This is a genomic window from Sulfidibacter corallicola (assembly GCF_017498545.1).
GTDB classification, from domain to species: domain Bacteria; phylum Acidobacteriota; class Holophagae; order Acanthopleuribacterales; family Acanthopleuribacteraceae; genus Sulfidibacter; species Sulfidibacter corallicola.
On sequence record NZ_CP071793.1, the window covers coordinates 8,789,378 to 8,815,957 of the forward strand.

Consider the following 26,580-nt stretch of genomic DNA (forward strand, 5'->3'; position numbering starts at 1 on the left):
GCGACGGTGTCGGTCCCGCACCACCTGGAGACGATCGAGAGATGGCGGCGCTTCGGGATAGGTACTCGCTATACCCCCTCGACGATCGAATCTCGGCGATCGAGACACCGCTCTTCGATTCCCTTGAAAAAAATCTCCGGTCCCGGTGGAACGGGGCCTGATTGGTTGCATTCGTTGGGAAAGTGCCGTTTTTTTCGCGCTCCGGCCGATTTTTACGAAACCCTTGGCTTGCCATGTTGCCGAATTTCCCGCATGATGACTGCCAATTCACCATCGAATGTTCATTTTGTGTGCATGTGGTTCGGAAACCCCTCCCCACCAGTTCGTTCCGCCACATACCATTGGAGAGAATCCCATGACGTGCTTGCTGCTTGCCGGCTTTCTGCTGTGGCAGGGAACCGGTGAATCCTGGACCTTCACCGAGGTGACCGAATCGGCGGGAATCCGGTTCGAACATCGTTATTCGGGGAACACGGAGCCCGAATACATCTCCGGCGGCGTGGCGGTCGCCGATGTGGATCGCGACGGCGACGAGGATTTGTTCTTCGTGTCCGGTAGCCAAGGGGCGAACGCGCTGTACCGCAACAATGGCGACGGCACCTTCACCGATATCGCGGAGGCGGCCGGTGTCGCCCTGCCAGAACGATTCGATTGCGGCCCCGTCTTCGCCGACTTCACGGCGGACGGTTGGCCGGACCTCTTCCTGGGCGGTATCCAGGGTTCGAAACCCTTGCTTTTGGCCAACAACGGCGACGGCACCTTCCGCGATGTCACCACATCCACCGGCATCACGGCCCAAGGCGACACCTTCGGCGGCGTATTCGGCGACATCGATCGCGACGGCGACCTGGACCTGTTCCTCGCCTTTTGGACGACCCAGCACGAAGGCTACCTCTGGCGCAACAACGGCGACGGTACCTTCACCTCGATCGACGAAGCGGCCGGTATCGCCGAGGCCCTGGTGGGCGTGAACGCCTTCGCCCCCGGCTTCGCCGATCTGAACGGGGATCACTGGCCCGACCTGGTGGTGGTCGCCGATTTCAAGACCAGTACCTACTTTCTCAACCAGGGCGACGGCCGCTTCGTCGAGGGCGATCGCAGCCCGATCACCGACGCCAACGGCATGGGCTCGGCCCTGGGCGATTACGATAACGACGGCGACCTCGATTGGTTCGTCACCTCCATCAGCCCCGTCGAAGGCAACCCCAATACCGGTTCCACCGGCAATCGGTTGTATCGCAACCGGGGAGACGGCACCTTCGAGGATGCCACCGACGAGGCCGGCGTCCGCGAAGGCCATTGGGGTTGGGGTGCGACGTTCGGGGACCTGGACAACGACGGCGATCTGGACCTGTGTCACGTCAACGGATTTTTCGGGAACTTCGCGCAGGGCTACGACGTGGATCCCAGCAAACTGTTCGTAAACGTGGGAGGCCGGTTCGAAGAGCGCTCCGCGAGCCTCGGGTTGGTGGACACCGCCCAGGGCAGGGGCGTGGCCTGCCTGGACTACGATCTGGACGGCGATCTGGACCTGATCGTCGCCAACAACCAGGGCAGCCCCAAGTTGTTTCGCAACGACGGCCACGGCGAGGCACACTACCTGAAGGTTCGCCTCCAGGATCGTTCGGGCAATCGCGACGCACTGGGTGCGCGGGTGACGATCCAGGTGGGCGACACCCTACAGGTTCGCGAGATCGGGAACGGCAACCAGTTCGTCTCCCACAATCCCGCCGAAGCGCACTTTGGATTGGGCGCCGCCACGCGGATCGACCTGCTGACGGTGACCTGGCCCGACGGGGCGCGGGAAACCCATGCCGACATCGAGGTCGATCGCAAACTGGTACTCACCCGCGAGCAGGCGCCGAACCAAGGCTGCGGGACGGCCACCACCCGCGTGCTCCCGCACGTAACGCGCCCCGGTAACGGCTTTCACTCCGAACTGTTGATCAGCAATCACGGAAGCTTGGACGCCGTCGTGGATGTGGTGGCCTACGGCACCGGCGGCGAGGCATTGGCGATGGCCGCCATCGATGTGGATGTGGCCGCCTTCACCCGGGTCGCACTCGCGTCCCTTTTTGGTGATGCCAAGGTCAGCCATCTCACCCTCACCGCCCCGCGGGAAGTCGTTTCCGCCATCCAGTACCGTCACGACCTGGCCGCCAACACGCCGGCCCAGGTCCGCGAGCGCCGTAGCACGGCCCACGCCTTCGAGGTGGTTGCCGGCAACGGCGTCCTGACGTTCGACGGCCTGGCGCTCGTCAATTTCGGGGACGGGGCTGCCGCTGTGACGGCATCCTTGTTGGACGACCGCGGCGTGGCCCTGGAAGAAGCGATCCTCGACGCCGCCCTGGCTCCCCGCGCCAAGGTTTCGGCCGTGTTCTCCGACTTTTTTCAATCCGACCTGTCCGGACGACGCGTTCGCATCACCTCCGATCAGCCCGCTCACGCCCTTTTCCTGAGAGGCACCCACCCCGGCATCGAGCCAGGCCTGCTGTTCGAAGTGGCGTCGACCGGCCAAACCGAATAGGGTTCGCCCGGATTGCGCGCGTGTCCTAGGGCAAGCTGGCCGCCTTGCCTCGGCACCGGGAACGAGCCACGGGAATGTTTGCGTTGCCGCCTGGTGTTCGCTTAACCTAAAACCTGGTGTCCGTTTCTCCGATTCGGATTCGAAACGGCACGCGACTGGGAGGTCTCATGAGTGATTCACAAAACTACCAGGCCGAGGTGGTCATCTACACCACGCCCTGGTGCCCCTACTGCATCCGCGCCAAACATTTGCTGAACAAAAAGGGCGTGGCCTTTCGCGACGTGAACGTTTCCTTCGATCGCGAAATGCGCCAGAAACTGGTCCAAATGAGCGGCGGTCGCACCACCGTTCCCCAGATCTTCATCAACGGGCAATCGATCGGTGGCAGCGACGAACTGCACGGCCTGGAACACCAGGGCGAACTGGATGCCATGCTGGCCGCGGCGCCCGCCTGACCAGCATTCGGCACGAGTACCCGCCGAAACGATTCGGGGTCCCACACGATTGCGGACCCCGAATTATTTTTGGTACATTTTCGTGCCGCGGCTACTGGCAATGGGTATGATCCTTCTGAAGCCGGGAGGATCTCGCGAATCCAGGGGTGTCTCCGGCAGGTAGTGGTGTTAGAATTATAAAAGCCATAGACACAGTGGTTACGTAACTGGTTGCAGGGCACGTCAAATTACCGGACGATTTCGTCTCTCCCATCCCGTCATTTTTGCCGCCTTCCGTTGCGGGGACGGAGAGACCCCTTTCCAAGATCCTGGGAACACATACGAGGAAACATTGAGCGATCGCAAGAAGGTTCTCCTGTACCTCATCTACGGGGAGAAAGAGGATTACTGGAGAGAAGTCAAATTCAGCATTCTAAGCGCCCTGCGCTTCCTGAACGAGGAGCCGGATCACGGTATCGACATCGTTCTGGCCACCGACAAGCTCGACTACCTGACGGGTTGGCCGGTGGTGTCCCACCCGTTCGATCCGGATCGGCTGGCCGAATGGGCGGGGCCCGACAATTACCTTCATCGCTCCAAGAATCGCGTCATGGCGGAGGTCATGGACCGCTTCAAGGGAACCTGTATCTTCATCGATACCGATACCTACTTCACGCAATCGCCGAGCCGCCTGTTCGAGCGCGTCGGACCGGGTCACACGGTGATGCACAAACCCGAGGGCCTGATCCTCGAGGCGCACAAGGGCATCGCGGATTACGCCGTCGGCCGGCCGTTGACGGATCCCGAGGGCGGCACCTACACCATTTCCGCGGATTCGATGATGTTCAATTCGGGGGTCGTCGGCCTGGACTATGCCGATCGGGCGTTGCTCGATCGCGCGCTATGGCTGGTCGACGAACTCTACGGTCCGACCAAGGTATTCAACGTCGAACAGTACGCCCTGGGCGAGGTGTTGCGAACGCGCACCGACCTGCAGATGAGCGGCGATCTCCTGGTTCACTACTGGGGATCGACCCGCGCTTTTTTTCACCTTTCGATGGAGAATTTTTTCAACGACCACAAGGATTTGCCGTTGGCCGACCTGGCCGGGCTCTGCGGTACGATTCGCGCCGAGGTCCCCAAGAATCCTATCTCTCAGCGCCTTTGGGCTCGCTTGCAGCGCATTCTGGGGATTTGGAGCGAGGTCTATGGCGCCGCCTACCTGGCGGTGCGGGCCAGCGTTCAGCAGGAAGGGCATCGCACGGGCGAACGGGCTTCGGCGGCATTTCGCGACTACGCTCTCTTCCTCCTGCGCGAGGAGCGGGACAACTGCGCACGCAACTTTGCCGACGGCAAGATCAAGTCGCACCGGCTGGAAAACCGTCTGTCTCACATGTTGCAGGGCCGGGAGTGGCGCGAGGTCCGCGACCCCGAATGGCTGAACCGCTTTCCCCAGGAAGAACAGGACCGCTGGGACCGGTTTTGGGGTGAGACCAAAACCCTGTTGGAGCGGGTGCGCGAAGCCCAGGGACGCACGACGTAAGAAGTCGGGTCGCGATGATTCTCCAACTCTGAAGCCGTCATCCAAACCAACAACACCTGGACAGGGATTCCGGGCTTTCTGTATGGTAGTCAGGGGCTTGTAGGCCTAATTCGAGCGACGTCGACACCATCAGACGTGTCAGACATACGCGGTGTCGATGATCACTCTCGGGAAATCACCGTCTTTTTTCAGTTGCAGCCCCGCCTGGGAACCCTAAAAATGGCAGAAGCCAACGTTATGGAGATGTCGTTTGTCCTACCGTGTCACCACCAAGTCGTCCTCGAACTCGTCCGCTCTTTCCTGGTCCACGATGCTGTGTCTCGCCTTTCTGAGCCTGGGATGCCTCAGCGCCAAAAAGCAGGTCGCCCAGACGGAGGCACCGCCCGATCCCGTCGACCGAGAACCCCAGATGCAGACCGTGGCGACCGAGGCCGAACCCGAATCGCTCGCGGATGTGGAAGACGACTCCGTCCCGCTACCTACCAGCGACGATCCGTCGCTTCTGGCGAATCAGGGCGAGCCTGAAGATGCGACCGCATTTCAACCGGACGCGCATCACCATCATGCCGCCGGCGAAGGGGAGCCAGAGGAGTCGCTGACGCCACGCCAGATGCTGGAACAGGCCTTGGGCGCCTACCAGTTGTCCCAGGAGGCTTGGAAATCCGGCGAGCTCGAGGCGGCCCTGAGCGAATTGGACAACGCCTACACCTTGATTTTGGGCATCGACGAACGGCAAAATCCCGAGATTCTCCAGGAAAAGGACGACCTGCGATACCTGATTTCGCGCCGGGTGGTGGAGATCTACGCAAGCCGAACCACTTCGGTGGGTGATCTGAAGAAGTCGATCCCCATCGTCATCAACGAACACGTGGAGCGCGAGATCCGCAGTTTCCAGACGCGCGAACGGAAATTCTTCCTCGCATCCTACAAGCGGTCGGGCATGTATCGACCCATGGTCGAAAAGGTCCTGGCCGAAAACGGCATGCCCCAGCAGTTGATCTGGTTGGCCCTGATCGAAAGCGGCTTCAAGACCAACGCACTTTCCCGGGCGCGGGCGCTGGGCCTTTGGCAGTTCATCCCCTCGACCGGTTACCGCTACGGGCTGGAACGCAACCGCTATATCGACGAACGCATGGACCCGATCAAGGCCACCAATTCGGCCATCGCCTACCTGCAGGATCTCCACAACCTGTTCGGCGATTGGCTGACGGCCCTGGCCGCCTACAACTGCGGCGAGGGACGTGTCCAGCGTGTGATCAACGGGCAGCGCCTCAACTACCTCGACAATTTCTGGGACCTGTACGAACAACTGCCGCGCGAGACGGCGCGCTACGTGCCGCGCTTTCTGGCGACGCTGGCCATTTTGGAGGATCCCGCCAAATACGGCTTCGATTTGCCCGAACTCGACGCGCCCATGAATTTCGAGATCGTCAAGGTCGATCGGCCCCTGTATCTTTCCGAGGTCGAACGGCGCCTGGGCCTGCCGGCCAAGAGCCTGAAGAAGCTGAATCCCGAGCTGCGTTACGGCCTCACGCCGGACGTGACCTACAATCTGCGAGTACCGCCGACCTACGCCGAGCAGGCCGTCACGGCGCTTGCCGAGATCCCCGCCGGGGAATTGCCCGCCGACGCCTACGTGGTTCACCGCGTTCGCCGCGGCGAGAGTCTGTACACCATCGCCAAGAAGTACAAGACCACCATCGGTCGCATCGTGGCCGCCAACAAGATGAACAACAAGAACCGCATTTGGCCGGGTCAGAAGTTGAAGGTTCCCGGTCGCGGCGTGAAACTGCCGCCACCCACCGTCGCCGCCTCGAGCGGGAGCTGGGTCACCCACAAGGTGCGTTCGGGCGACAACCTGTGGCGCCTCGCGGGTCAGTACAACACCACCATCGGCAAGATCAAGAGTTGGAACAAGCTCAGCAGCAGCCGTCTGAGCCTGGGCCAGACCCTGAAGATTCAACAGGGTTCGGCAAGCAAGCAGTACCGCGTGCAGCGCGGCGATACCATGGCCAAGATCGCCAAGAAGCTGGGCGTCTCGCTCACCAAGCTGTTGCGCGCCAACAACATGAGCAAACGCGACAAGATTTATCCCAACCAGGCGCTGGTCGTGCCCTGATCTCGAATTCGCCGTTCTGCACGCGACAGCGCCCCTGTTTGCGAAGGGGTTCCGGTGTTAGACTTGGGAGCCGCGCGCGGTGCATACGGATTTCCCGAGGTGGAGGGTGACATGGACAGAGAGGACATCCCGTCGCTGTTCGAGAGATTGAGCAGCGACCGGTACTTGACGCCGGAGGGATACACGGTCTTCACCGAGCGCTTCCACATGAGTCGTGGTTTTTGTTGCGGAAATGGGTGCCGTCACTGCCCGTTCGAGCCGCGGGCCCAAAAGAACAACCGCCACGTCGCGGCCGCATATCTCACCCATCAGCCGAAAGGAATCTAGGACAGGGGTGGAAAGCCTGCCGGAGGAACTTGCCGAAGTGATTCAGCCGAGAAGTTCCCTCGGTAGCACATCCAGCGAATGGGCCTGCCGAACACGGAGTAACTCTCGACAATCGAGATCGATGATTTGATTCGTGTCAATCCGTGTGGTTCGGGCACAGACTTCCTTGCGCCAGGGGGGCTCGAGAAAGCGCTTCCCTGAGACCCTAATCCGATTGCTGGGCCGTCTGGTTTTCACCGTAGATTTCGTCCAGATCCCCGAGGAACGGACGAAAGCGCGCCTGGGTATTGGGCTTCTTGATGAACAGGTCCAGACTATCGGGCTCCAGCTTGTTCTGGCGGGTGTAGAAATTTAGCAGGTAGTACGATCGCAACTCGTGGTAGATCCGCAGGAAGTCGCGATCCATGTGTCGGAAATCCCGTATTTCGGTGGCCATACAGCCGGTCAGCCCCGCCAATTCCTCCAAGAACGAAAAGCCCGAGCGATCCCATTTCGGCAAGCGCTCCTCGTTGAAATACAGCGCGTACAGCATCACCGGTGATCCGCTGAGCATTTCGCGCAGGCTTTCGTCCACCACGGTCGACATCGTATTCAAGCCGTCGGATACCAGGATGATGACCTTGGTCCCGGATCGCGCCATCAACTGCTCGTGGGCCACGTAGATCGCGTCGTTCAGGGCCGTGGCCGATTGGGGCGCCAGGGTGAACAACTTACCCTCGGGGGTGGCCGAGGGTTCGGTGAAATCGAACAGCCGCATGACCTTTTGGTCGAAGGTGTAGGCCGCCACCCGATCCTTGGGCCCGAGCTGCTCGATGAAGGTGTTGACCGCGAACTGGGTGCTGAACAGTTTCGGGCCGCCCATGGAAGCCGACGTGTCCAGCAGGAACACCACGTTCAGGGGCGCCTCGTTGCGGCGAAACCGTTCGATCGGACGTGCGTTTCCGCGTTCGAGCACCATGAAATCCAGGGATTTCAGGTTCCGTAGCAAACGTCGCCCGCCCTGGGTCACGATGGCGCGAATGGTCACCAGGTTCACCTGTTCCTCCACTTCGAGGGGAACCGCCTTGAATTCGGTGGTGGTGACCGCCCGGGTCTCGTCGTAGAAGAAGGCCTCGGCGCGCAATTGCTGCCGACCGTACTGTTTGTGGAACTTGTGGCGATGTTGGAACGGCGGGGAGCTGAATTCGCGCACCAGTTCGTCGTTCACGTAGAGGTCCATGCTCAACAGCCGCGACGGCGAGCTGGGACCTTCGATGCGAACCGAAACCTCGCCGCCGACCAGGTCGCCCGAGCGGGGACTGAGCACCGTCGGCTTCAAACGGGGCTCCTGTTTGAAGGTGTGACGCCGCGCCAGCAACGTGGAACGATGCGAGTCCAGTTTGCCCGTAATGCGTTCCAAGACCTTGCGGGCCCGTTCGTTGGGCGCCACGACGGCGATGTTGCGCACCAGCAGTTCGTGGGCTCGATGAATGCGACCGGTCGTCCTGTAGATTTCGGCCAAGGTCGCCAGGGCCGTGGGCTCCGCCGGACATCGCGCCAGGTAGGCTTCCAGGTCGCGTTCCGCGGCGCTCTTGTTCCCTCGCTCGTAATGATCCAGGCCCGAGATCAACAGCTTCAGGGTCTTGCGATAGTGCTTGAGGTGAAAGGCGCTGGTCTGGAGCAGGGCCGTGCCCTGCCATTCGAAGTGCGCCGTACCCAGCATGTGGGGTCGCCGATCCGGATCGTTGCGATGCCAGACCGAGCCGGATCCCGCCACCGCGTGAATGATTTCCCGGCGCTCGCTGGTCGGCGTGAAGGGCGTGATGAAGGAGAGTTCCATCAGGAAGTGATCTGCACCGGGTAGGCTGCAGCGCACTTCGCCTTCCGGAAAGAAGATGGCCTTGACGAAGTCCAGGTACCCGTTCAGGTCTTTCAGGGGGATCGTGCGGTGATCGTCTTTTCGCGCCACGAACGCGTAGCCCGGCTTGGTGGAAAGCCCGATCGAAACCCGGTTGCGCAGGCGTTGGATCGGTTTGCCGGTCAGGTGACGCAATGCCAGTTGGTAGGGCAGGTCGTAGAACACCTTGGGTTCGGTCAGGGGCTGGGGGAAGACGGAGGCGCGCTCGCGATCCACGTGAAGCAGGCACAGCCACATTTGCCGCAATACCCCGTCCAGCAGGCCGTATTGCAGGGATTTGGGAAGGCCCAATTCTTCGCGTTCCATGTCGTCCATGGAGAGAAAGGGTTCCAAGGTGCCGGTGACGATCAGTTCCGAATCGGTGGCCGTCGCATGGAGATCGACAAAGTGGATGATCGAAAAGGCGGCGGGATCGTCGGTCGTCGCGGCGGTGGGTTGCTCCGGCGCGATGGGAGCCAGAAAAAGGAGCGAGCACAGAGAAAAGAACAGGGACATGATCACCTCAAGGGCGGACTGAGACGGTGAAAGTCATTCAAAACCAAGTCAGATTCGGAACCAACGAGGGGTCGACCCCGACGCGATGCAAATCGCTGTGATTGAACCGCTATATGCTAACAACGCCAGACCGGGCCAAGTCCCTTAATTCCGGTTTGCCCAGACGTGATCCGGCCCACCGCAAACCGAAGGCGGCCATCCGAAGCCGAGTCGCGCCGCTGCACGTTCAGGCGGGTTCGGGCCTCCCAGGATGGGTGGCATAATTTTTTTAAAAAAAATTGTGAACGGTTCGGTTCGATTCGGTGAGTGTGTAAGTGGTAGAGCATTTTGAAGGGAGCTAATAACTCCAAAACGCATTCGCGTTACGTTTGATCGCCCACCTCACGGCTGGGCGATTTTTTTTGTCCCGATCGCCGATATGGCGGCTCACGTTCCAAACGGCGGATGGTCGTGCTCGCGAAAGGCGGGATCCCGCATTTCTCGTCGGACTTCGCCTTCGGAGCGGAAGGTTTATGGGAAATGCGGGTTACAATGGACGCAAAGTCCTTGGAACATGCGACGACCGCTTTCTTCCGGTGCTCCGGACCGACGCGAAGCGGTGGCGCTCGTCCTTGTGGGAGCGACAATGAAGGTTCAAACCCCGATGCCGGAACCTCGCCGTGTTCGGCTCGACGTCAACCGTGACGGACCGGTTCGCCTGGAACAGGGGAATGCCTCCTACGGGGTGCGGCTCGGGGACAAACTGATCGGGTTCTCCGGTGAAGAGGCGCGCTCGGTCGCGCTCAGTATCGAAAAAGGCCGCCTGCAGGTCCAGGTCCAATCCGAGGCGGGCCAGCCACTTGCCCAAATCAACGTGCCCCACGCTTCCGCCCTGCAACAACACATGCAGGTTCTGCAGGATGCCGGCATTCATTTCGAAGCACGGGAAACGGCGGAACTCGCCAAGCTGATGCAGCTCAGCATGAACACCGGGGTGACCCGAACGGACATCCTGCTGATGCTGGACGAGATCGCGCACGGCGTCGCCCAGGTTCAGGCCCCCGGCGCCATCAACGCCGGCGATCTCTATCCGGAACTCACCAACAAGGTTCAGGCATTGCTGCGCGCCATGCCCGAAGACATTCAGCGGGTGGTGTTGCTCAGCAACGCCGACCGCTTCGACGACGCCACCTGGCGCGCGCTCCAGGTGCTCAACAAGGTCGACGCGAATTTGGACCCGGCGACCTACCGCTTTCTCACGGGCAAGGGCCCTTTGGATGCGCGCGTCTTGGCCGAACTGCCCAAAATCGCCGCGCGCGAACCCATGGGCCTGCCACCACTGGTCAAACCACTGGATGCAGGGGCCTTTCAATCTCTGGTCGAAGTGCTGCGGACCAAGGCCCCTTCCTTATCGGTGGCCGGCGGTCCCGCCTGGGTTCGCTTTCCCCCGGCCCTGGCCGACCAGTTCTTCCAGACCATGAACCTGGAGATTCCCAATTTCGCGGCCGCCGGTTCCTTCGAGGAGTTGGAGCAGCGATTCTGGGTCGAGTCCGCCCTGCGCCACACCGGTTCGACCCGGTCACCGCTGGCCGAGCGGTTGCTTCACCTGTTGGACGCCAAGAGTTATCACAAATTGGCGGCTTTTCTCACGGGCAAGCCGGGTATCCATTTCGACGGCGAGTTGAAATCGGCCCTGATCCACTTTCTCAAACACCCGCCCGCCAAGCCGCCCTCGGAACGGCTCACCAGTCTCGACCCCACCGCCCTCTCACGGGTGAAGGAATACCTGGGAACCCAAAAACTCGACCTCGAGAAACTGTTGGGGGAGGGGCTTCCCAAAGCCGGACAGGGCCGCATGCTGGCCTCCCACGGTGGCGAACGGATGTTGTCGCTCGCACGGACCTTCGCCGCACTGGACCCCGCCCAGAAGGCGGCCTTTTTCGTGCTCGATCGCTTGGATCCGGTCAAGCACGGCGACTTGTTTCAGTTCTTCAACGGCGAACACCGGCTTTCGCAGATGACGCCGTCACTGCAGAAATCTCTCGAACGATTCCTGGCGCAGTCCAATTTCCCGAGGGTGCAGCAAGGCCTGAACGCCTTCGTTCCCGCGCGATTCGACCATTTGAGCGATGCCATCGCGCGCATGCCGCATATCGGCGAACCCGACGGATTTCTGCCGGCCAACGCCCATCTTCGCGATGCACTGGCCGGAATGGGTGAGGGCGGTCAAACGACGGCCGTCGACAACGACCGCTTCTCCCAATCGCGCAAGACCTTCGGTGAATTGGAGCCGTTGTTGGGCAAGTTGCCCAAGGATCGCGTCAATCGGGAGCTCACCAACCTGTTGCGCAACCACCTGCTCGATTTCAAGCGCGTGGCGCTGATCGACCAGGCCTGGAAGGCGGGTGACGTGGTGGACGGCCTGTTGCGGGGCGAGGCCGATCCGCGCGCCACGCTGCCTCGACTCGTGCACACCCTCAAGACCGCCCGCTACCTGCTTTCCCACGAGCGTCACCATCCACTGGGAGAGGTGTCCTGGGATCTGTGGCGCCAGGGCGAACGCACCCTGACTTCCGATAACGCCAATCCCGATCTACGGGAGCGGGTCACCGCCGCCGATCGCGGCATCAATCGTTACCTGTGGCTCGATCGATTTTTGGCGGAGCGAGCCGCGACCGAAACGGATCCCGCCTTGTTCGACGACCAGTCGCGCATCATTCGGCTCGACAGGTTCCTCAACAGTGTTCGTTTGAACGGCAGCCGACCCCAGCTCTTCAACATCTTGGAACAGCATCGCGGCCTGTTGCGGGAATTGAGCGAAGTGGGCGCCCAGGAGCCGAGCCTGTTGGTCGACGGCTTCGAACACGCCCTGAAGGGCCTGAAGGGCGAAGAGATCAACGACAAGATCACGTCTTTTTTGCAAAAGCATTCATCCAAGTTCCACCGCATCGCCCTGCTGGATCAGGTCTGGAAAATCGGGCGCCTGGGGGAGCGCATGGCCCAGGGGGGCGGCGATCCTTTCGAGGCGGCGCGCGGGATGGCCGACGGTTTGCGCGGTTTGGTTCGCCTGCTGGAGCAGCATGGCGATGCCGAGCTCGATTGGGACCTGTGGCGCCAGGATGTGCGCGACCTGCCGCGGCGCACCGATCCGCGTCCCAATCTCCAGGATCGCCTGGTGCGGGAGGAGCAAGGCATGCGGCGCTACCTGGCCATGGACCGCCTGCTCCCCGACAAGGATCCCGGGCTCGAGGAAAAACTTCGCGAAATGAGTTGGATCCGCCGTGCCGAACGCTTTCTCGGTCAGGTGGAACAGCATCGTGGCGAGAGCCTTCCCAAACTGATGGCCGCCTTTCAGAAGAATCGGGCATTGCTTTCCGAGCTGACGCGGTTCGCCCTGGAAGGGGAGCACCACGACTGGAGTTTCCAAACCAAAAGCCCGCTGAATGCCCGTAAAGCGCAGCAGTTCGAACAGGTTCGCGAACAGATTCTCGCGGGTCAAAAGCCCGATCTCGGATCCTTGTTCGAGGGGCCCTTCCTCAAATCCGAGTTCGGCGAGCGAGCCGAATCCCATCAGCGCCTGGAGATGAAACGCTTGGAACCGCTGTTCAAGGAGGCCATGGCGCGCATGGAACGCCAGGTGGACGGACTGCCCACCGAGTTGCTGCAATCCCTGTTGCCCGAGGGAGCCGACAGCATCGGCAAAATCAAGCAAATGCTCGATCTGGTGCGCGACTTCAACCAACACCAGAACCTGAACCAGGCGCCGCTGTACCTGAGCCTGCCTTTCAAGATGGGCGATCGCGATACCGAAATGGAGCTGGCCTACATGCGCCTGCCCGGCAGTGGCGATCGCAGTCGTTTTCTCGTGGTCATCCACCTGGATTTTGCCGGCTGGGGCCACCTGCGCGTGGATGCGCTCAAGGAACGCGACCAATTGAACGCCACCTTCTGGGTGGAAAACCGCAAGATGCATCACCGCGTTCTGGCCGATCTTCACCTGCTCGAGGATCGGCTCGAAGAGCTGGGTCTGGGGGAAGCCTCGTTGACGGTCAAGGTCGCACCGGAGCGCGCCGCCAGCTCGGTTGCGGATATGTGCATGCCCGAAGACGAAAACCGCTTGGACCTTTCGATTTGAAGGCTCTTCGCCGTTCCCGCCGCGAAGGCCGAAAGGGCCCTCGTTCGCGGTTGTCTCGCTCCGGTTCTGGCGTTGCGCCGTGATGTCGGTGTATGCTGAGGCCACACGAAGCAGCAGGGGAGTGAGGGTTCATGGCGCACATCGATGAGGCCGCTCGCGAAATCTTGGCCCAGGTTCAGGCCGGCAAGATCTTGCCGGGAGAGGCACTCGACCATCTCCTGGCCATGGCGGAAAAGCACAACCTGGTGCTCGCCGACGATTTGGAGCGTCAGTTCACCGGCATCATGCAGACCAAGGAGTTCCTACCCGAAGACATCGTGGTTCGGGTGAGCGAGCCACAGCCCGATGTCCGCGAGCCCACGCCGCAACCGGGATACGAAGAACACGGCCCGGCCGAAGAGGGTCCGGAGGGCGATGTCCTGGTCCAGACGAACGAGGACGAACCCGATTCGGAAGATTTTTTGGATCAACTCTCGTGGTTGGTTCGCGACCTGCTTTTCCTTCAGTTCCAGAAGCTGGATCTCTTCCACCGCCAGGACGAGAAGTATTCGCTCTCGGATTTGTTGGCTCGTACCGGTTTGCGTGAGGGGCACGGGGCCTGGCTCGACGAGTTGGTGGGCTTTCTGACCACCACGGAGATGCTGTGCAAGCACGATATCCCCGGCCAAGGCACCGTTATCGGTGCGCAAATCACCACGGAAGCGGTTCGGCAACGACTGGCCAACTTGGCACGCTATCGCCAAAACCTCACCCGCGACTTACCGCAAGCGGCTGATCTGTTTCGCGTTCTGGAGACCTGCATCCAGGCGATGGGCGAATACATGGCCGAACATGCACGTTCGGAACCCTCGGAGCGGCAAGCGGTTACGCCCGAGGCCGCAACCCTGCGCATGTTGAATCTGCGCGAAGTCCATACCGAGCCCGAGGCCCTCTCTCCCTGAGCGTTTCGGCTCGACGACCGTCTCGATCCATTTCATTTCCATTCGATCGCCGATTGGCTCGTTCGCATTCACTCGCAATCTCCCCACCTTTCAGGAGTACTCCATGCCATCGAAGCACTCGAAATCACCCTCTTCCGCCTCCCCGCTCGATCGCCGAAGCTTTTTGCGTTATTTGGGCGCCGGCGCGGGCACTGCCGCCTGGGTCGCCGCCCCGATCGGCGCGGCCGCAACCTCTTCGAAAAGCGGGCCCGCCGCTGCCGCAGCCACCGAACCCGAAGCCCACTCGGCCGATTGGAGCCTGACCGACGGCATGCCGGCCTGGAAACCGGTGGCTTCCCCGGTTCCTTCACCCGGCAGCTTCGCCGATCCAAGCCTGGACAAGACCCGGCTCCATCGGTTCGAAGTCGTGGACGACATGCTGTTGCCCGAAGGATTCGCCTACCGCGTCCTGGCGGGTTGGGGCGACCGGTTCGGCCCGGACGCGCATCGCGTTCAATTTGGATACAACAACGATTACACCGGTTTGGTCCCGATCGAGGGCACCTCCGACGATTTCTATTTGTTCGTGAACCACGAGGAACTTTCCTCCCGGCCCTGGCTCCAGGGGTTCACCCAGTACCACGGGGGCCGCGCGCCCCGTGTCGCGATCCGGCCCGACGCCGAAAACCCCAAAAAGCCGCGACTGGAAATCGCGGGCACCCTGATGCCCACCCACGCCTGTGACCTGAGCGATTTCGGGGCGCTGTCCAAGGAACTCCAGGCGGAAATTCGCTACCTCTGCGAACAGGGTCTCGGCGACCTGGGCATCTCGGTGTTGCGGATTCGTCGATCCGCCCAGGGCCACTACTCGGTGGTCCAAGATGCCACCGATCACCGCCGCATCTCTACCTTCTCCACCCAAAACATCGATCCCGCCGTGGTGGCCAAATTCGCCATGGACGGGCCCGCCGCATCGGTCGCCAAGGCCGGACCGGGAACGTTTGGCAATTGCAGTGGCGGCACCACGCCTTGGGGAACCTTTCTCACCTGCGAGGAGAACATCCAGAACCACGTGAACCCGCTGATCAAAGCCGATGGCAGTCTTTTCCCGCGAAAGGAGAAGCTGGGAGCCTCGCCCTCGTTCAACCGGGCCGGCGAAGTGGACGCCCGAACGCCCGAGCCCACCTTCATCGCCGGTATGGGCGCCGGCTTGAAGCAACCTCTCGACGGCCGCGGCTACGGCTGGGTTTGCCAGATCGATCCGAAGACGGGCTTGATGGCCAAACACTCGATGCTGGGCCGGTTCCGCCACGAGAATGTCGCCCTTCGATGCCAAGCCGGTAAAAAACTGGCGGCGTACATGGGCGACGATCGGCGCGGCGGTCACGTCTGGAAATTCGTCAGTCGCCGAACCGTCGCCGACCCCAAGGATCCCGCCAATTGGAACCTGTTCGGCGAGGGCACCCTTTATGCCGCAAAGTTCGACGCAGGTTACGGCGGTCGCTGGATTCCGCTCCAGCTCGACACCCCGCTGGCCGAGCCGCAACCGCAACACACAGCCAGCCAACACCTGTTTTTGCCGCGCCGGCCCGACGGTGGACATGTGGCGGTCGGCGTCGCGGGTGCAAAGCGAACCGAGCAGACACCGGCCGATTGGATGGCCGCGGTAAGCGCGTTCGCCGGCAAACCTTTCGATCAGTGTACTTTGGGCGATCTGGTCTCTGCGCCCGAAGGGATGACCGGGGCGGCTCGCGATCGATACCGAATGGGCGTTCTGCTGATGGACGCCTATGCCATGGCCGGTGCCGCCGGTGCCACGCCCGCCTCCAGGCCGGAAGATTTGGAAGTGCATCCCACCGACAACAGTGTCTATATCGCCTTCACCGACCACACCGGCGGTGGCGACGGTTCACCGGACCTTCGCGTGTTTCCCGATGGAAAGGGTGACAGTTCCCGAATGTACGGTGGTATTTTTCGAATCGTGGAGGAAGGCGATCGGCCCGATGCCACGAAATTCGGCTGGGGGCGTTTCGTCCCTTCGGGTGAGGTTTCCGACGAAGGCGGCGGCTTCGCGTGTGCCGACAATCTGGTTTTCGATCCCAAGGGGCATCTTTGGATGGTGACGGACATTTCGACCAGCGTGTTGAACCAGCCCGTCGACCGCCGCAAGGGCAAGACCAAACCCGGAGGCTCCAAATTCCCCGGTGTCTTCGGCAACAACTCCCTGTTTTTCGTGCCGACCCATGGGCCGGGGGCGGGTACGCCCTTCTGTTTCGGGATCGGGCCGGTAGAATGCGAGTTGACCGGACCCACCTTCTGTGACGGCGGCCGGGGGCTGATTCTCTCGGTACAGCATCCCGGAGAGGTGAACGGAACCCGGCGTGCCGCGCGTCCCGAGGAGGAACGAAACTATGCGCTTACCGATCGCCGGGGCGAACCGTTCCAACAGACGCGCAAGGTACCGCTGGGAAGTAACTGGCCCTCCGGTACCTTGGATCAAACGCCGCGTCCCTGTGTGGTGGTGATTGCACGGGAGGCACCACAGCGGGGATAAGGGGTCTTTGCAAAAGGGATCTGCGGGAGGGTTTGGGCAACCAGGCCTTCCCTTCGCGCGCGCGTTCGCCCCATATCTGGCCAAAGGGTAACTATCCAAAGCTACGGATATTTCTTACTTTTCTTCTTTTCCGGAATTTGTGGGTCAAGCACGCTCGTTTTTTCTCTTCGATCCGGGTTAAAGTATGGGTTGGATGTGATTTTCTTATCGCTGCTCCATGAGTTTCGGCGCCTGAATCACGCGCCGTGCTCAATCTTCGGATTCGATAAATGCTGAAGGCGGGAATAGGTTTTTTAGTGTGAAATTCAAGCTCAAGATGGTTTACAAGCTATTTTTCGCGATGTTGATCAGCAGCGGCGCCGCACTCGTGCTCATGAGTATGTTCATGCAGTGGAGCCTCAATCAAGGCTTCCAGGAGTACCTCGACCGCCTGGACGTCGATGCGGAACGCGATTTCGTCAATCGGTTGGCTACCGAATACGCCGTTCACGGCTGGCGTCGCCTCGAATCAAACCGCCAGGTGTGGCACGACCTGCGCGAAGGCAACTCATTTGGAACGGGAAGCGGCCATCGGCCGCCGCAACATTGGTTCGAAGACCCCACCCGATCGCGCGCGGATCGGCGCAGCGGCAATTTGGAGCCCGATCACGGATGGGGGAGAGGTCCACGTGGCCCGCGCCGGCGCGAAGCCGATGCCGTCAGTCCGCAGTACGGCCCGCGCTCGCCGCGGGACCGCTTCGAGAACGATACTTCGGTGACGCTTCCCGAAACGAATGTGGCCAAAGTGGAAAACGGCGCACACGAGCTGGCCGCCAAGGGCGACGACAGTTTGCCCGAAACGAAACCGGATCGAGCGGGATCGGCTGGTACGGCCACGGCTTCGGGTGAACGAGATTCAGGATTCGCCTCGACCTCGGGCGATCCCCGCAGCCGCGGCGGTTACGACCAGGGCTCGAATGGGGTCGACGATGATTCCACCGCCGACACGACCGCACGGAACGGAGCCTGGTCCTCGGACGGCAGGCGAGCCGTTGCGAGCGGGCGACGCGGCGGACGCGACCTACCGCCGCGTTACGTGTTGCTGGATGCCAACCACCGGCCGATTGCCGGACGCGCCATCAACCGCAAGGACCTATTGCTCGAACCGATTCTGCACCAGGGTAACATCGTGGGTTACCTGGGCATCGGTCGGCGCGAAAACCCGATCACGGGCAACGATTATCGCTTCCTCGCCGATCAATACCGCAAGTTCTACATGTTCGGCGGGTTGGTTTTGGTGCTTGCCAGCCTGGTCTCCGTCTTTCTGGCGCGCCATTTTTCGAGTCCCATCAAATCCCTGGCCCGAGCCGCTCACGACCTGGCTTCCGGCGCCTACAAAACGCGGGTCGAAGTCAGTCGCGGCGACGAATTGGGGCAACTGGGGCAGGATTTCAATCACCTGGCCAATACTCTCGCCCACAACCAGGAAGCACGCCAACGCTGGATCGCCGACATTTCTCACGAGCTGCGCACCCCTCTGGCCGTGATGCGCGGAGAACTGGAAGCGATTCAAGACGGCGTCCGCCGGCCCGACGACGGCAGCATCAAGTCGCTTCACAACGAGGTGCTGTGCCTTTCCCAGATCGTCAACGACCTCTACGAACTCTCTCTTTCCGACCTGGGTGCACTCAATTATAAAAAGGAACCACTGCATCCCAGTGAAGTCTTGGATCAGGTGGTCCATCTTTACGAACCGCGGCTCGCCCGTCGCGAGCTTCAACTCGAGTACCACGCCAACCTGGGTGACGAGGTGGAAATCAGCGGCGATCACCAGCGCCTGACCCAACTGTTCTCGAACCTCCTGGAAAACTGTTCGCGCTACACCAATGCCGGCGGAATGGTTCGGGTTACCGCCCGGATGAACGGCGAGGAGATCCTGGTGGGCATCGAGGACACCCCGCCCGGGGTTCCCGAGGAGATGCTGGGCAAACTGTTCGAGAGGTTGTTTCGCGCCGAGGTCTCTCGCAGCCGCAAACACGGCGGTGCGGGCCTGGGCCTCGCGATTTGCAAAAACATCGTGGAAGCCCATCAGGGCTCCATCGAAGCCAAGACTTCAGAACTGGGCGGCCTGGCCGTCTGGATTCACTTCCCGTTAGAAAGGTGGACATGACGTGAATGATCGTGACAACAGCGAAGCAGGAACTTTGGTGGTGGTCGCAGAGGACGAACCCAAGATCGCCAAGGTCTTGACCGATTACCTTTCCGCCCACGGTTACGAAACGCACTGGATCGAAAACGGCAGCGAGGTCGTGGATTACGTGCGCAGCAGAAACCCCTCGCTTCTGCTCTTGGATGTGATGTTGCCGGGCAAGGACGGCATGAGCATCTGCAAGGAACTGCGAACCTTCACCCAGATGCCGATCTTGATGCTGACCGCACGCGTCGAAGAAGTGGACCGTATCCTGGGGCTCGAGCTGGGCGCCGACGACTACATTTGCAAACCCTTCAGTCCGCGCGAGGTCGTGGCTCGAGTGAAGACGGTCTTGCGGCGGGCGGCACCGCGCAGCGAGGAGCCCGAAGAGGAGAAGGTGTTCGCCGTGGACGAGGAGCGTCGCGAAATCCGGGTCAAGGGCAGCTTGCTGACCCTGACACCCAACGAGTACACCCTGTTGCGGGTGCTCATTAAGCAACCAGGCCGCGTATTCACGCGCGACCAGTTGGTGGACAATCTCTACGACGATTTCCGCGCGGTCACCGATCGCACCATCGACAGCCACATCAAGAACCTGCGCAAGAAGATCACGGCGGTGATGCCGGGAACGGAAGTGATCCGATCCGTGTACGGGGTGGGGTACAAGCTGCAGTTGTAACGGCGCGCGTCCGGCTGCCGAAGAATCCAGGACACCGGGTCGAACCTCCGAGCGTCGAAGCGTCGCGTTCGGGTGCGATCGAAATCGGCCCGGTCGACACCGGCAAGTATCGAGGTAACGCCTGTCCATTGCCAAAAAGCGCGAAGCGACCCCCGCCTGGCTCAACGACGGGCGTTTTCGCGGGATTCCCGAAAGCGGAGAGCGGCACGGCCGTTGATCGGGCAGGGCCGGTATGGCCGCTGGCTCGACGCTTCGAAGCGATCAGGGCCGGACAGGAACAAAACACCAAAGAGCGACGCACCAATGGAAGCAGGCGCTTCGGAACCGGCCATGCCATACCGGCCGTGCCATACCGGCCGTGCCATACCAACTGCGGCGACGCCCCTATCGTGGATGTGAGAACTCCCAAGTGATTCGTTTCGATTAGGTTTCGATCTGAAACCCAGTGGTCGGTATGCCTAAGACCTGTGTTCCGGTGGTTCGGCAATCCGACCATCGGCACTCCGGATCTCGGCATGAGTGGCGTATATGTACCTGAAACGGAAGGTCGATGCCCTTTTGGACGAAAGTCACTCATTCGTGTCGCGTCACTTCGACGCGTTGATCCAGCGGATCAACCTACCGGGCCTTACCCTTCTCTCGGCTTGCGGGTTCTCTTCGCGATGAGGCTTCGACGCGTTGATCCAGCGGATCAACCTACCGGGCATCACGACCCTCTCGACAGGCGGGAACTGTGATGTCGCATGACATCGCGGGGAACCGGGTCCCTTCCGGCACGTAAATCGGGACGTCCGTCCCTAGATGTCGACCCCCCGGTGGAAAGCCCTCCCAAAAGAAAAAGTGAATCATAAGTCACTTGCACTCGTATGCAATGAGTGATTTACTTATTGAAAAATTGAGTGAGGTGCTATCACATGAGTGAACAGCTCGACACTAAAGATGAGATCCACACCTACCCGCTCTTGGCTCTCAAGAATGTCGTCGTTTTTCCCGAAACCCCCAAGTCCCTCTTCTTCAACCGCCCACAGTCACTCGAAGCCATCAAGGAAGCCGTGACCCGCAAGCGGCCTGTGCTTGTCGTCACCATGAAGTCTCCCGATCGCGACGTGAAATCGCGCGACGATCTACACCAGATGGGCGTCATCGGCCGCATCGCAAAGGTTCAGCGCCTGCCCAACGGCGCGGTTCAGGCCCTGCTCGAACCCAGCCAAAGGGCCTCCGTTCTGGCCGTCGACCTGAATGGCCCCTTCTTTACCGCCAAGGCCCGCCCGGTCTCCTCGCGCGAATCCGCCGATCTGGAACTGCCCCAACTGGTCCAGGCCCTGAAACACGAGGTCTTCAACCATCTGGACATGGAGAAAAAGCACCAGCAGATCCAATGGAACGAGGAGTTGGACCGCAAGGACGTCCCCGCCGGTCGTTTCGCCGACGCCGTGGCGCCGATGCTCAACGCCTCGCTCGACGAACTCCAAGACATCCTTGAAACGCTGGATACCCGCGAACGGGTGGAAAAGGTCTACACCCTGCTCTACAAGGAAATCCAGCAACGCAAGTTCGAGAAGGATCTGAAGGCCCGTATCGAGGAACAGGTCGGCAAGCGTCAAAAGGAATACTTCCTCAACGAACAGATGCGCGCCATTCAGGAAGAGATGGGTGAATCGCCCGAGAACGCCGAGTTCGACGCCATCGCCAAGGCAATCGAGGAAGCCGAAATGCCCGAGGCGGTTCGCGAAACGGCCGAAAAGGAATTGGCCAAGCTCCGTCGAATCGGCCTGCAGTCCCACGAGGCGACCCCGGTGCGCAACTACCTGGATTGGTTGACCAGTGTGCCCTGGTCCAAGGCCACCGAGGACAATCTCTCGGTCCACCACACCGAGGAAATCCTGAACGAGGACCACTACGGCCTGGACAAACCCAAGGAGCGGATCATCGAGTACCTGGCCGTCAGCCAGGCGGTCGGCGCGCTCAAGGGTCCCATCATCTGCCTTTCCGGACCTCCGGGCGTGGGCAAGACCTCGTTCGCCAAGAGCATCGCCCGTTCCCTGGGCCGCGAATTCGCGCGCATCAGCCTGGGTGGCGTGCGTGACGAGGCCGAAATCCGAGGCCATCGACGCACCTATATCGGCGCCATGCCCGGCAAGATCATCCAAACCATGAAGAAGGTCAAAACCGTCAACCCCGTGCTCTTGTTGGACGAGATCGACAAGATCAGCAACTACTTCGGCGGCGGTCCCACCGCGGCCTTGCTGGAAGTCCTCGATCCCGAGCAGAACCATACCTTTATGGACCACTACCTCGAAGTGGAGTACGACCTTTCCAAGGTGCTGTTCATCTGCACCGCCAACGACCTGGGCACCGTTCCGCTGCCCTTGCGCGACCGCATGGAAATTATCGAACTCAGTGGCTACACCGAGTTGGAAAAGGTCCACATCGCCAATCGCTACCTGATTCCCAAACAGATGAAAGAAAACGGCCTGGTCGACGATCAGCTCCAGATTCCCGGCAAGCTGTTGCTGGAAGTCATTCGTGGCTACACCCGTGAAGCCGGCGTACGCGGCCTGGACCGGACGATTTCCAAACTGTGCCGCAAGGCGGTCACCGATCGCCTCAAGTCCGGCAAGGAGAAGAAAATCCGTTTGACCCGGCGCAAGGTCCAGAACTATCTGGGCATCGCCCCGTTTTCGCACCAAAAGCTGGAGCAGGAGAACATGCCGGGCATGGTCACCGGTCTGGCGTGGACCTCGGTGGGCGGGGAAACCCTCTCGATCGAAGTCCAGGCGATGAAGGGAACCGGCAAACTGAGCCTCACCGGCAAGCTCGGCGATGTCATGAAAGAGTCGGCCCAAGCGGCGCTGTCCTACGTCCGCGCCAACGCCAACGACCTGGGCATCTACGGCAAATCGTTCAAGAACATGGACATCCACATCCACGTACCGGCGGGTGGGACGCCCAAGGACGGACCCTCCGCCGGCATCGCGCTGGCCGGGGGCCTGGTTTCGGCGCTCACCGGCATCCCGATTCACTGGAACGTGGGGTTGACCGGTGAAATCACCTTGCGTGGCAACGTGTTGCCCATCGGCGGCCTGAAGGAGAAGTTGATGGCCGCCCTGCGCGCCAACCTGGACAAGGTCCTGATTCCCGTCCAGAACGAAAAGGACCTGGCCGAGGTTCCGGCCGAGATTCGCGATCGGTTGCAAATCGTCACGGTCAAGCACGTGAGCGAAGTGTTCCCGGTCCTGCTCGAACACCTGCCGATTCCCGTCAAGGAACCCGAAGGCGAGAACTCCGAGCGACAGGGCGCGTTCGTGCCCGATCGCATCGAGTCCGGCTCGAGCCAACCCTCCGGAATGGACTGAGGCTGGCGACGAAACCCGTGCAAAAGGAGCCGCGCAGGAGATCCCTGCGCGGCTTTTTTTCAGGCGAGGCTTCGGGCGATCTCGTCGAGCTTGATCAGCGTTTCGTGAATTTCCGAAACCTCGGTGCGTGGATTGATGGTGCACATGCGAATCACCGTCCTTTCGCGTAAGCGAGTGTGAATCACCATGCCATAGCCCTCCTGGTTGAATTGGTCCACGATGGCCTCGTTAAGGGCGTTTCGTTCGTCTTCCCGGGTTCCTGGCGGGGCGTAGCGCAGCGTGAGCACCGCGAGTTTGGCCTGCGTGACCACTTCCCAATTGGGTAGGGTGCGTGCCGCACGTTCCGCCTCTTCGGCCAGGTACATGCCCCAATCCTGGGCCTTGCCAAAGGACTCGGCCCCAAAAATCTTGAGCGACAACCACAATTTCAGGACGCGAAAGTCACGGGTCAATTGAATGCCGTAATCGCAAAAATTGCGTTCGAGCGAGTCGTCTACCAGTTTCAGGTATTCGGCGCGGTACTGGAACGTGCGCCGCAGGTGAACGCCTTCACGAACGATCAGGCACCCGCAGGAATAGGGTTGGAACATCCACTTGTGCGGGTCCATCCCGATCGAGTTCACGCGATCGAGTCCGGCGAGCATCTCCCGACCTCGGGTCGAAAAGATGGAGCCGGCACCGTAGGCGCCGTCCGCGTGGAGCCACATGCCTTCTTCTTCGCAGAAGTCGGCGGCTCCCTGGATCGGATCGATGCTGCCGGTGTTGGTCGTGCCCGTGTTGATCACGAGGCAGAAGGGACGCATACCGGCCTTGCGGTCGCGCCTCACTGCTTCGGCAAGGGCGTTCAGGTCGAGTGTGTAGTCTTCCAGAGAGGGCAAGCGGCGAATGTTTTCACGAGGAAAACCCAGCAACCAAAGGTCGCGGTCAATGGATTTGTGTGTTTGATCGGAGCAGTAGATGGTTGCGTCGGCGGTCTTGTTGTCCAACAGCGCGTTGCGTGCCGTGGCCATGGCCACCAGACCGGCCTCGCTGCCACCACTGAGGAAAACCCCTCGCGCTTGGGCGGGAAAGCCGCAAAGGGTGCGTAACCAGTCGATGACGATCAGTTCGATCTCGGCGGCACCGGCTCCGCCGATCCAGGTTCCGGAGAATACGTTGAATCCATTGGTGAGGCATTCCGCGACCGCTCCGGGGAAATTACCCGGTCCCGGAACGAAAGCGAAAAAGCGCGGATGGTCGTGATGGGTGATGTTGGAAAAGACGCGGTTCTGCACGTCGTCCAGCACGTATTCTGGCGGACTGCCCTCGAGGGGCAGGCGATCGTTGAGCAATTGGTCGAGGACGGATTCGCTCTTGTAGTTCATCACTTTTTTTTCGCGGATCTGGGTCAAATGGCGGATGACCATGTCGATGGCTTGGTAGCCGAGCCGTCGCATTTGATCTTCGGAGAGTTCGAGATGGCGGTTCAGAGTCGATGCCCGACCGGAAGTCACCTCCGAAAGATTGGGAGCCAAGGCCATGAAAAACCTCCAATGGGAAAGAGAAAGGGTCAGATGAACTTTTCGGTAATGGCATTTGTGACCTAAATTTTATTCTGTGATTTTTTTGAAAATATACCTATGTAAACAAGTGTCACATAACCAAAATTTAAACGTATCTCAAGGTTTTCGCGGTTTGAAATCCTTTCAAAAGAGTCGTGTTCTAGTCTGAATTTCGGCCACAACGCAATCGATACCAACCCGATGAAAAGATTGATAATGGTTACGTGCACCTTTGCTTATATTCAATTTTTGATGAAAAAAAATCTCACGACCAGTGCGAAAATCGCTGTAATCGATCGATCGTGAGGGTTCGTCATGAATTCCGATTCGAATCATTTTTGAACGATTTATGCGAATTTCAGCTCGACGCAATGCTGAAAAAAACCGAATTTCACCTGAAGAAGAGTTAGGGAAGCGTTGACGTGTTTGGTTCATCGGGACCACTCTCGACCATGAGGTGATGGCGGTGTCCCGTCAAAACCCTGGCTGGATCGGGGTCACGAGGGAGGTAGTTTGGAAAACCCTTCCCAGATGACCATACCGATCTCGCCGGCAATCGCTCGAGCTTCGGCTCGGTCATTCTTCCACGAGGTCGAATCACCTCGAACTTTGTTCAAACGGGCCCGGGCGACCAAGGATTCGGCCAGCAGGGGCAGGAGCCGTGCGCGGCGAAAACCATGCACGGCAATGTCCAAATGCCGTGCGGCTTTTTCGATAGGGGCGTCATCCTTGTCGTCGCCCAAAGCCGTGAGTACAAGTCCCATGCTGAGATGACCCATCCATTTCGAAAGCGTGAATTCCCGTCGAGTACCATGATCGAGAAGCCGTTGCGCGTGGTTGGCGGCCGCATCCATTTGATTTACGGAAAGATAGGCCTGAACCAAAAAAACGTCCAAGATGCCGTCATCCCGAAATAGGAATGAATCGTCTTGAAATGAGCTCCAATCGCAGGGTGGCGCATCGGAAACACCCCGTGCTCGCAGGATAAAAAATACGGCGTTCGCCACTCGTTTTCGGAAATCGATCGCTTTAGGGGAGTCACTTGTCACGATGATCCGAGGCCGAGAAGTACTGCCCGCTTCCACGCTCAGCTCGTCAATTTCGCGAGCTACTTCCAACGCCCGCGCATCATGGCCCTGCCAAAGCGAGGTGGTGAGTTCGATGCATTGATTCCTGAACCGGGGCAGGCTGTCGGGAGAGGTATGTACGCGAAGCTGCGAGGTTGTCGACCGAACGGCATCAAATTTTCCGGCAAGCATGAACAGGTTTGCGCGTTGGACTTCCAGGAGGCGACAAAAGTGCCCTTCGTTCGACCCGATTGATGCGGAAGCAAAGGCTTCGATCCCGTCATCCAGCAGCGCGAGGCTTTCCGGCAACGCCGCCAAATCGACGGCCAGGTATTGCTGGCTTCTGTTGATTTGGCCGAAATAAATCACACTCCAGATCGACATGGGATCATATCCTCGCGTGCCATGCCATAGCGCGGTCATCAGCGGCTTCATCTCGTCCAGTGTATCCGGATGCTTCTTTGGGCAGATCTTTTGATAGTGTTCACACAACCGTTGATGTGCGGTCTTCACCACCAAGGGCTCCAGCTCGGAGGATTGTGGCTCTCCGTATGCCGAGGCCTCATCGGTCAATCGCCAACCTTCCCCGACGCGCTCCAGGAAGCCGTCTCGAGCCGCGACCGAGATGGCGTACTTGATCGCCAAATCCGCTTGCCCGACCAAGGCGTCGGTCAAGCCGGGAAGGGATTCATCCCGAATGACCGCCTCGATCGCCTCCCACGTCGCCGGTTCGCGAAACAACGAAAACACCAACCAGAGTTGCACCTTCCAGGGGGCTGTCATGGCTTCTGCCTGGTGGGGTTCCGACGAATACCCAAGCATCCCGTCTTCGGCCCG

At 60.4% G+C, this 26,580-nt stretch carries 14 protein-coding genes; 11 read left to right on the forward strand and 3 right to left on the reverse strand.

Annotated elements, in window-relative coordinates:
* Window positions 1-355 precede the first annotated feature (355 nt).
* The 5 genes from J3U87_RS26735 to J3U87_RS26755 all read left to right on the forward strand — a co-directional run bounded on the left by J3U87_RS26735 (window position 356) and on the right by J3U87_RS26755 (window position 6,950).
* A complete protein-coding gene (locus J3U87_RS26735) occupies window positions 356-2,527 on the forward strand; it encodes a CRTAC1 family protein (protein WP_237378849.1) in 2,172 nt (723 codons plus the stop codon).
* A gap of 167 nt (window positions 2,528-2,694) precedes the next feature.
* Window positions 2,695-2,982: a glutaredoxin 3 gene (gene grxC / locus J3U87_RS26740; RefSeq protein ID WP_237378850.1), complete on the forward strand. Its 288-nt coding sequence runs from the start codon at window positions 2,695-2,697 to the stop codon at window positions 2,980-2,982.
* A 331-nt stretch (window positions 2,983-3,313) separates the two neighbouring features.
* A complete protein-coding gene (locus J3U87_RS26745) occupies window positions 3,314-4,504 on the forward strand; it encodes a hypothetical protein (RefSeq protein ID WP_237378851.1) in 1,191 nt (396 codons plus the stop codon).
* Window positions 4,505-4,754: 250 nt separating this feature from the next.
* Window positions 4,755-6,623, forward strand: a complete 1,869-nt coding sequence (locus J3U87_RS26750) for a lytic transglycosylase (protein WP_237378852.1) — start codon at window positions 4,755-4,757, stop codon at window positions 6,621-6,623.
* A 111-nt stretch (window positions 6,624-6,734) separates the two neighbouring features.
* Complete coding sequence (locus J3U87_RS26755) at window positions 6,735-6,950, forward strand: C1orf53 family protein (RefSeq protein ID WP_237378853.1); 216 nt, start codon at window positions 6,735-6,737, stop codon at window positions 6,948-6,950.
* Between the two features lie 205 nt (window positions 6,951-7,155).
* Here J3U87_RS26755 and J3U87_RS26760 read toward each other — a convergent pair whose 3' ends face one another.
* Complete coding sequence (locus tag J3U87_RS26760; RefSeq protein ID WP_237378854.1) at window positions 7,156-9,342, reverse strand: VWA domain-containing protein; 2,187 nt, start codon at window positions 9,340-9,342, stop codon at window positions 7,156-7,158.
* A 625-nt stretch (window positions 9,343-9,967) separates the two neighbouring features.
* Between J3U87_RS26760 and fliK the strand changes: the two genes are divergently transcribed.
* The 6 genes from fliK to lon all read left to right on the forward strand — a co-directional run bounded on the left by fliK (window position 9,968) and on the right by lon (window position 23,135).
* Entirely contained in the window at window positions 9,968-13,456 is a 3,489-nt protein-coding gene (fliK, locus tag J3U87_RS26765; RefSeq protein ID WP_237378855.1) for a flagellar hook-length control protein FliK, read from the forward strand.
* Window positions 13,457-13,587: 131 nt separating this feature from the next.
* A complete protein-coding gene (locus J3U87_RS26770) occupies window positions 13,588-14,397 on the forward strand; it encodes a hypothetical protein (RefSeq protein WP_237378856.1) in 810 nt (269 codons plus the stop codon).
* A 103-nt stretch (window positions 14,398-14,500) separates the two neighbouring features.
* Window positions 14,501-16,930: a PhoX family protein gene (locus tag J3U87_RS26775; protein WP_237378857.1), complete on the forward strand. Its 2,430-nt coding sequence runs from the start codon at window positions 14,501-14,503 to the stop codon at window positions 16,928-16,930.
* 298 nt (window positions 16,931-17,228) lie between these two features.
* On the forward strand, window positions 17,229-19,079 hold the full coding sequence (locus J3U87_RS26780) for an ATP-binding protein (protein ID WP_237378858.1): 1,851 nt from the start codon (window positions 17,229-17,231) through the stop codon (window positions 19,077-19,079).
* A gap of 1 nt (window position 19,080) precedes the next feature.
* On the forward strand, window positions 19,081-19,779 hold the full coding sequence (locus J3U87_RS26785) for a response regulator (RefSeq protein WP_237378859.1): 699 nt from the start codon (window positions 19,081-19,083) through the stop codon (window positions 19,777-19,779).
* Between the two features lie 914 nt (window positions 19,780-20,693).
* The gene (gene lon, locus J3U87_RS26790; RefSeq protein ID WP_237378860.1) at window positions 20,694-23,135 is read left to right on the forward strand and encodes an endopeptidase La; all 2,442 of its coding nucleotides are present in this window, start codon (window positions 20,694-20,696) and stop codon (window positions 23,133-23,135) included.
* A gap of 59 nt (window positions 23,136-23,194) precedes the next feature.
* Here the strand turns inward: lon and J3U87_RS26795 are convergent, their stop codons facing one another.
* Window positions 23,195-24,655 carry a pyridoxal phosphate-dependent decarboxylase family protein gene (locus J3U87_RS26795; protein ID WP_237378861.1) on the reverse strand — a complete coding sequence of 487 codons (1,461 nt, stop codon included), beginning with the start codon at window positions 24,653-24,655 and terminating at the stop codon, window positions 23,195-23,197.
* Window positions 24,656-25,173: 518 nt separating this feature from the next.
* Window positions 25,174-26,418 (reverse strand): hypothetical protein, encoded by a 1,245-nt coding sequence (locus tag J3U87_RS26800; RefSeq protein WP_237378862.1) that lies wholly within the window; start codon window positions 26,416-26,418, stop codon window positions 25,174-25,176.
* Window positions 26,419-26,580: the final 162 nt, after the last annotated feature.

What these genes read in the sequence shown, in the direction of transcription:
- J3U87_RS26735 (WP_237378849.1), top strand. Translation starts at nt 356, where the DNA reads ATGACGTGCTTGCTGCTTGCCGGCTTTCTGCTGTGGCAGGGAACCGGT.
- grxC (WP_237378850.1), top strand. Translation starts at nt 2,695, where the DNA reads ATGAGTGATTCACAAAACTACCAGGCCGAGGTGGTCATCTACACCACG.
- J3U87_RS26755 (WP_237378853.1), top strand. Translation starts at nt 6,735, where the DNA reads ATGGACAGAGAGGACATCCCGTCGCTGTTCGAGAGATTGAGCAGCGAC.
- J3U87_RS26760 (WP_237378854.1), bottom strand. Translation starts at nt 9,342, where the DNA reads ATGTCCCTGTTCTTTTCTCTGTGCTCGCTCCTTTTTCTGGCTCCCATC.
- fliK (WP_237378855.1), top strand. Translation starts at nt 9,968, where the DNA reads ATGAAGGTTCAAACCCCGATGCCGGAACCTCGCCGTGTTCGGCTCGAC.
- J3U87_RS26770 (WP_237378856.1), top strand. Translation starts at nt 13,588, where the DNA reads ATGGCGCACATCGATGAGGCCGCTCGCGAAATCTTGGCCCAGGTTCAG.
- J3U87_RS26775 (WP_237378857.1), top strand. Translation starts at nt 14,501, where the DNA reads ATGCCATCGAAGCACTCGAAATCACCCTCTTCCGCCTCCCCGCTCGAT.
- lon (WP_237378860.1), top strand. Translation starts at nt 20,694, where the DNA reads ATGAGTGAACAGCTCGACACTAAAGATGAGATCCACACCTACCCGCTC.
- J3U87_RS26795 (WP_237378861.1), bottom strand. Translation starts at nt 24,655, where the DNA reads ATGGCCTTGGCTCCCAATCTTTCGGAGGTGACTTCCGGTCGGGCATCG.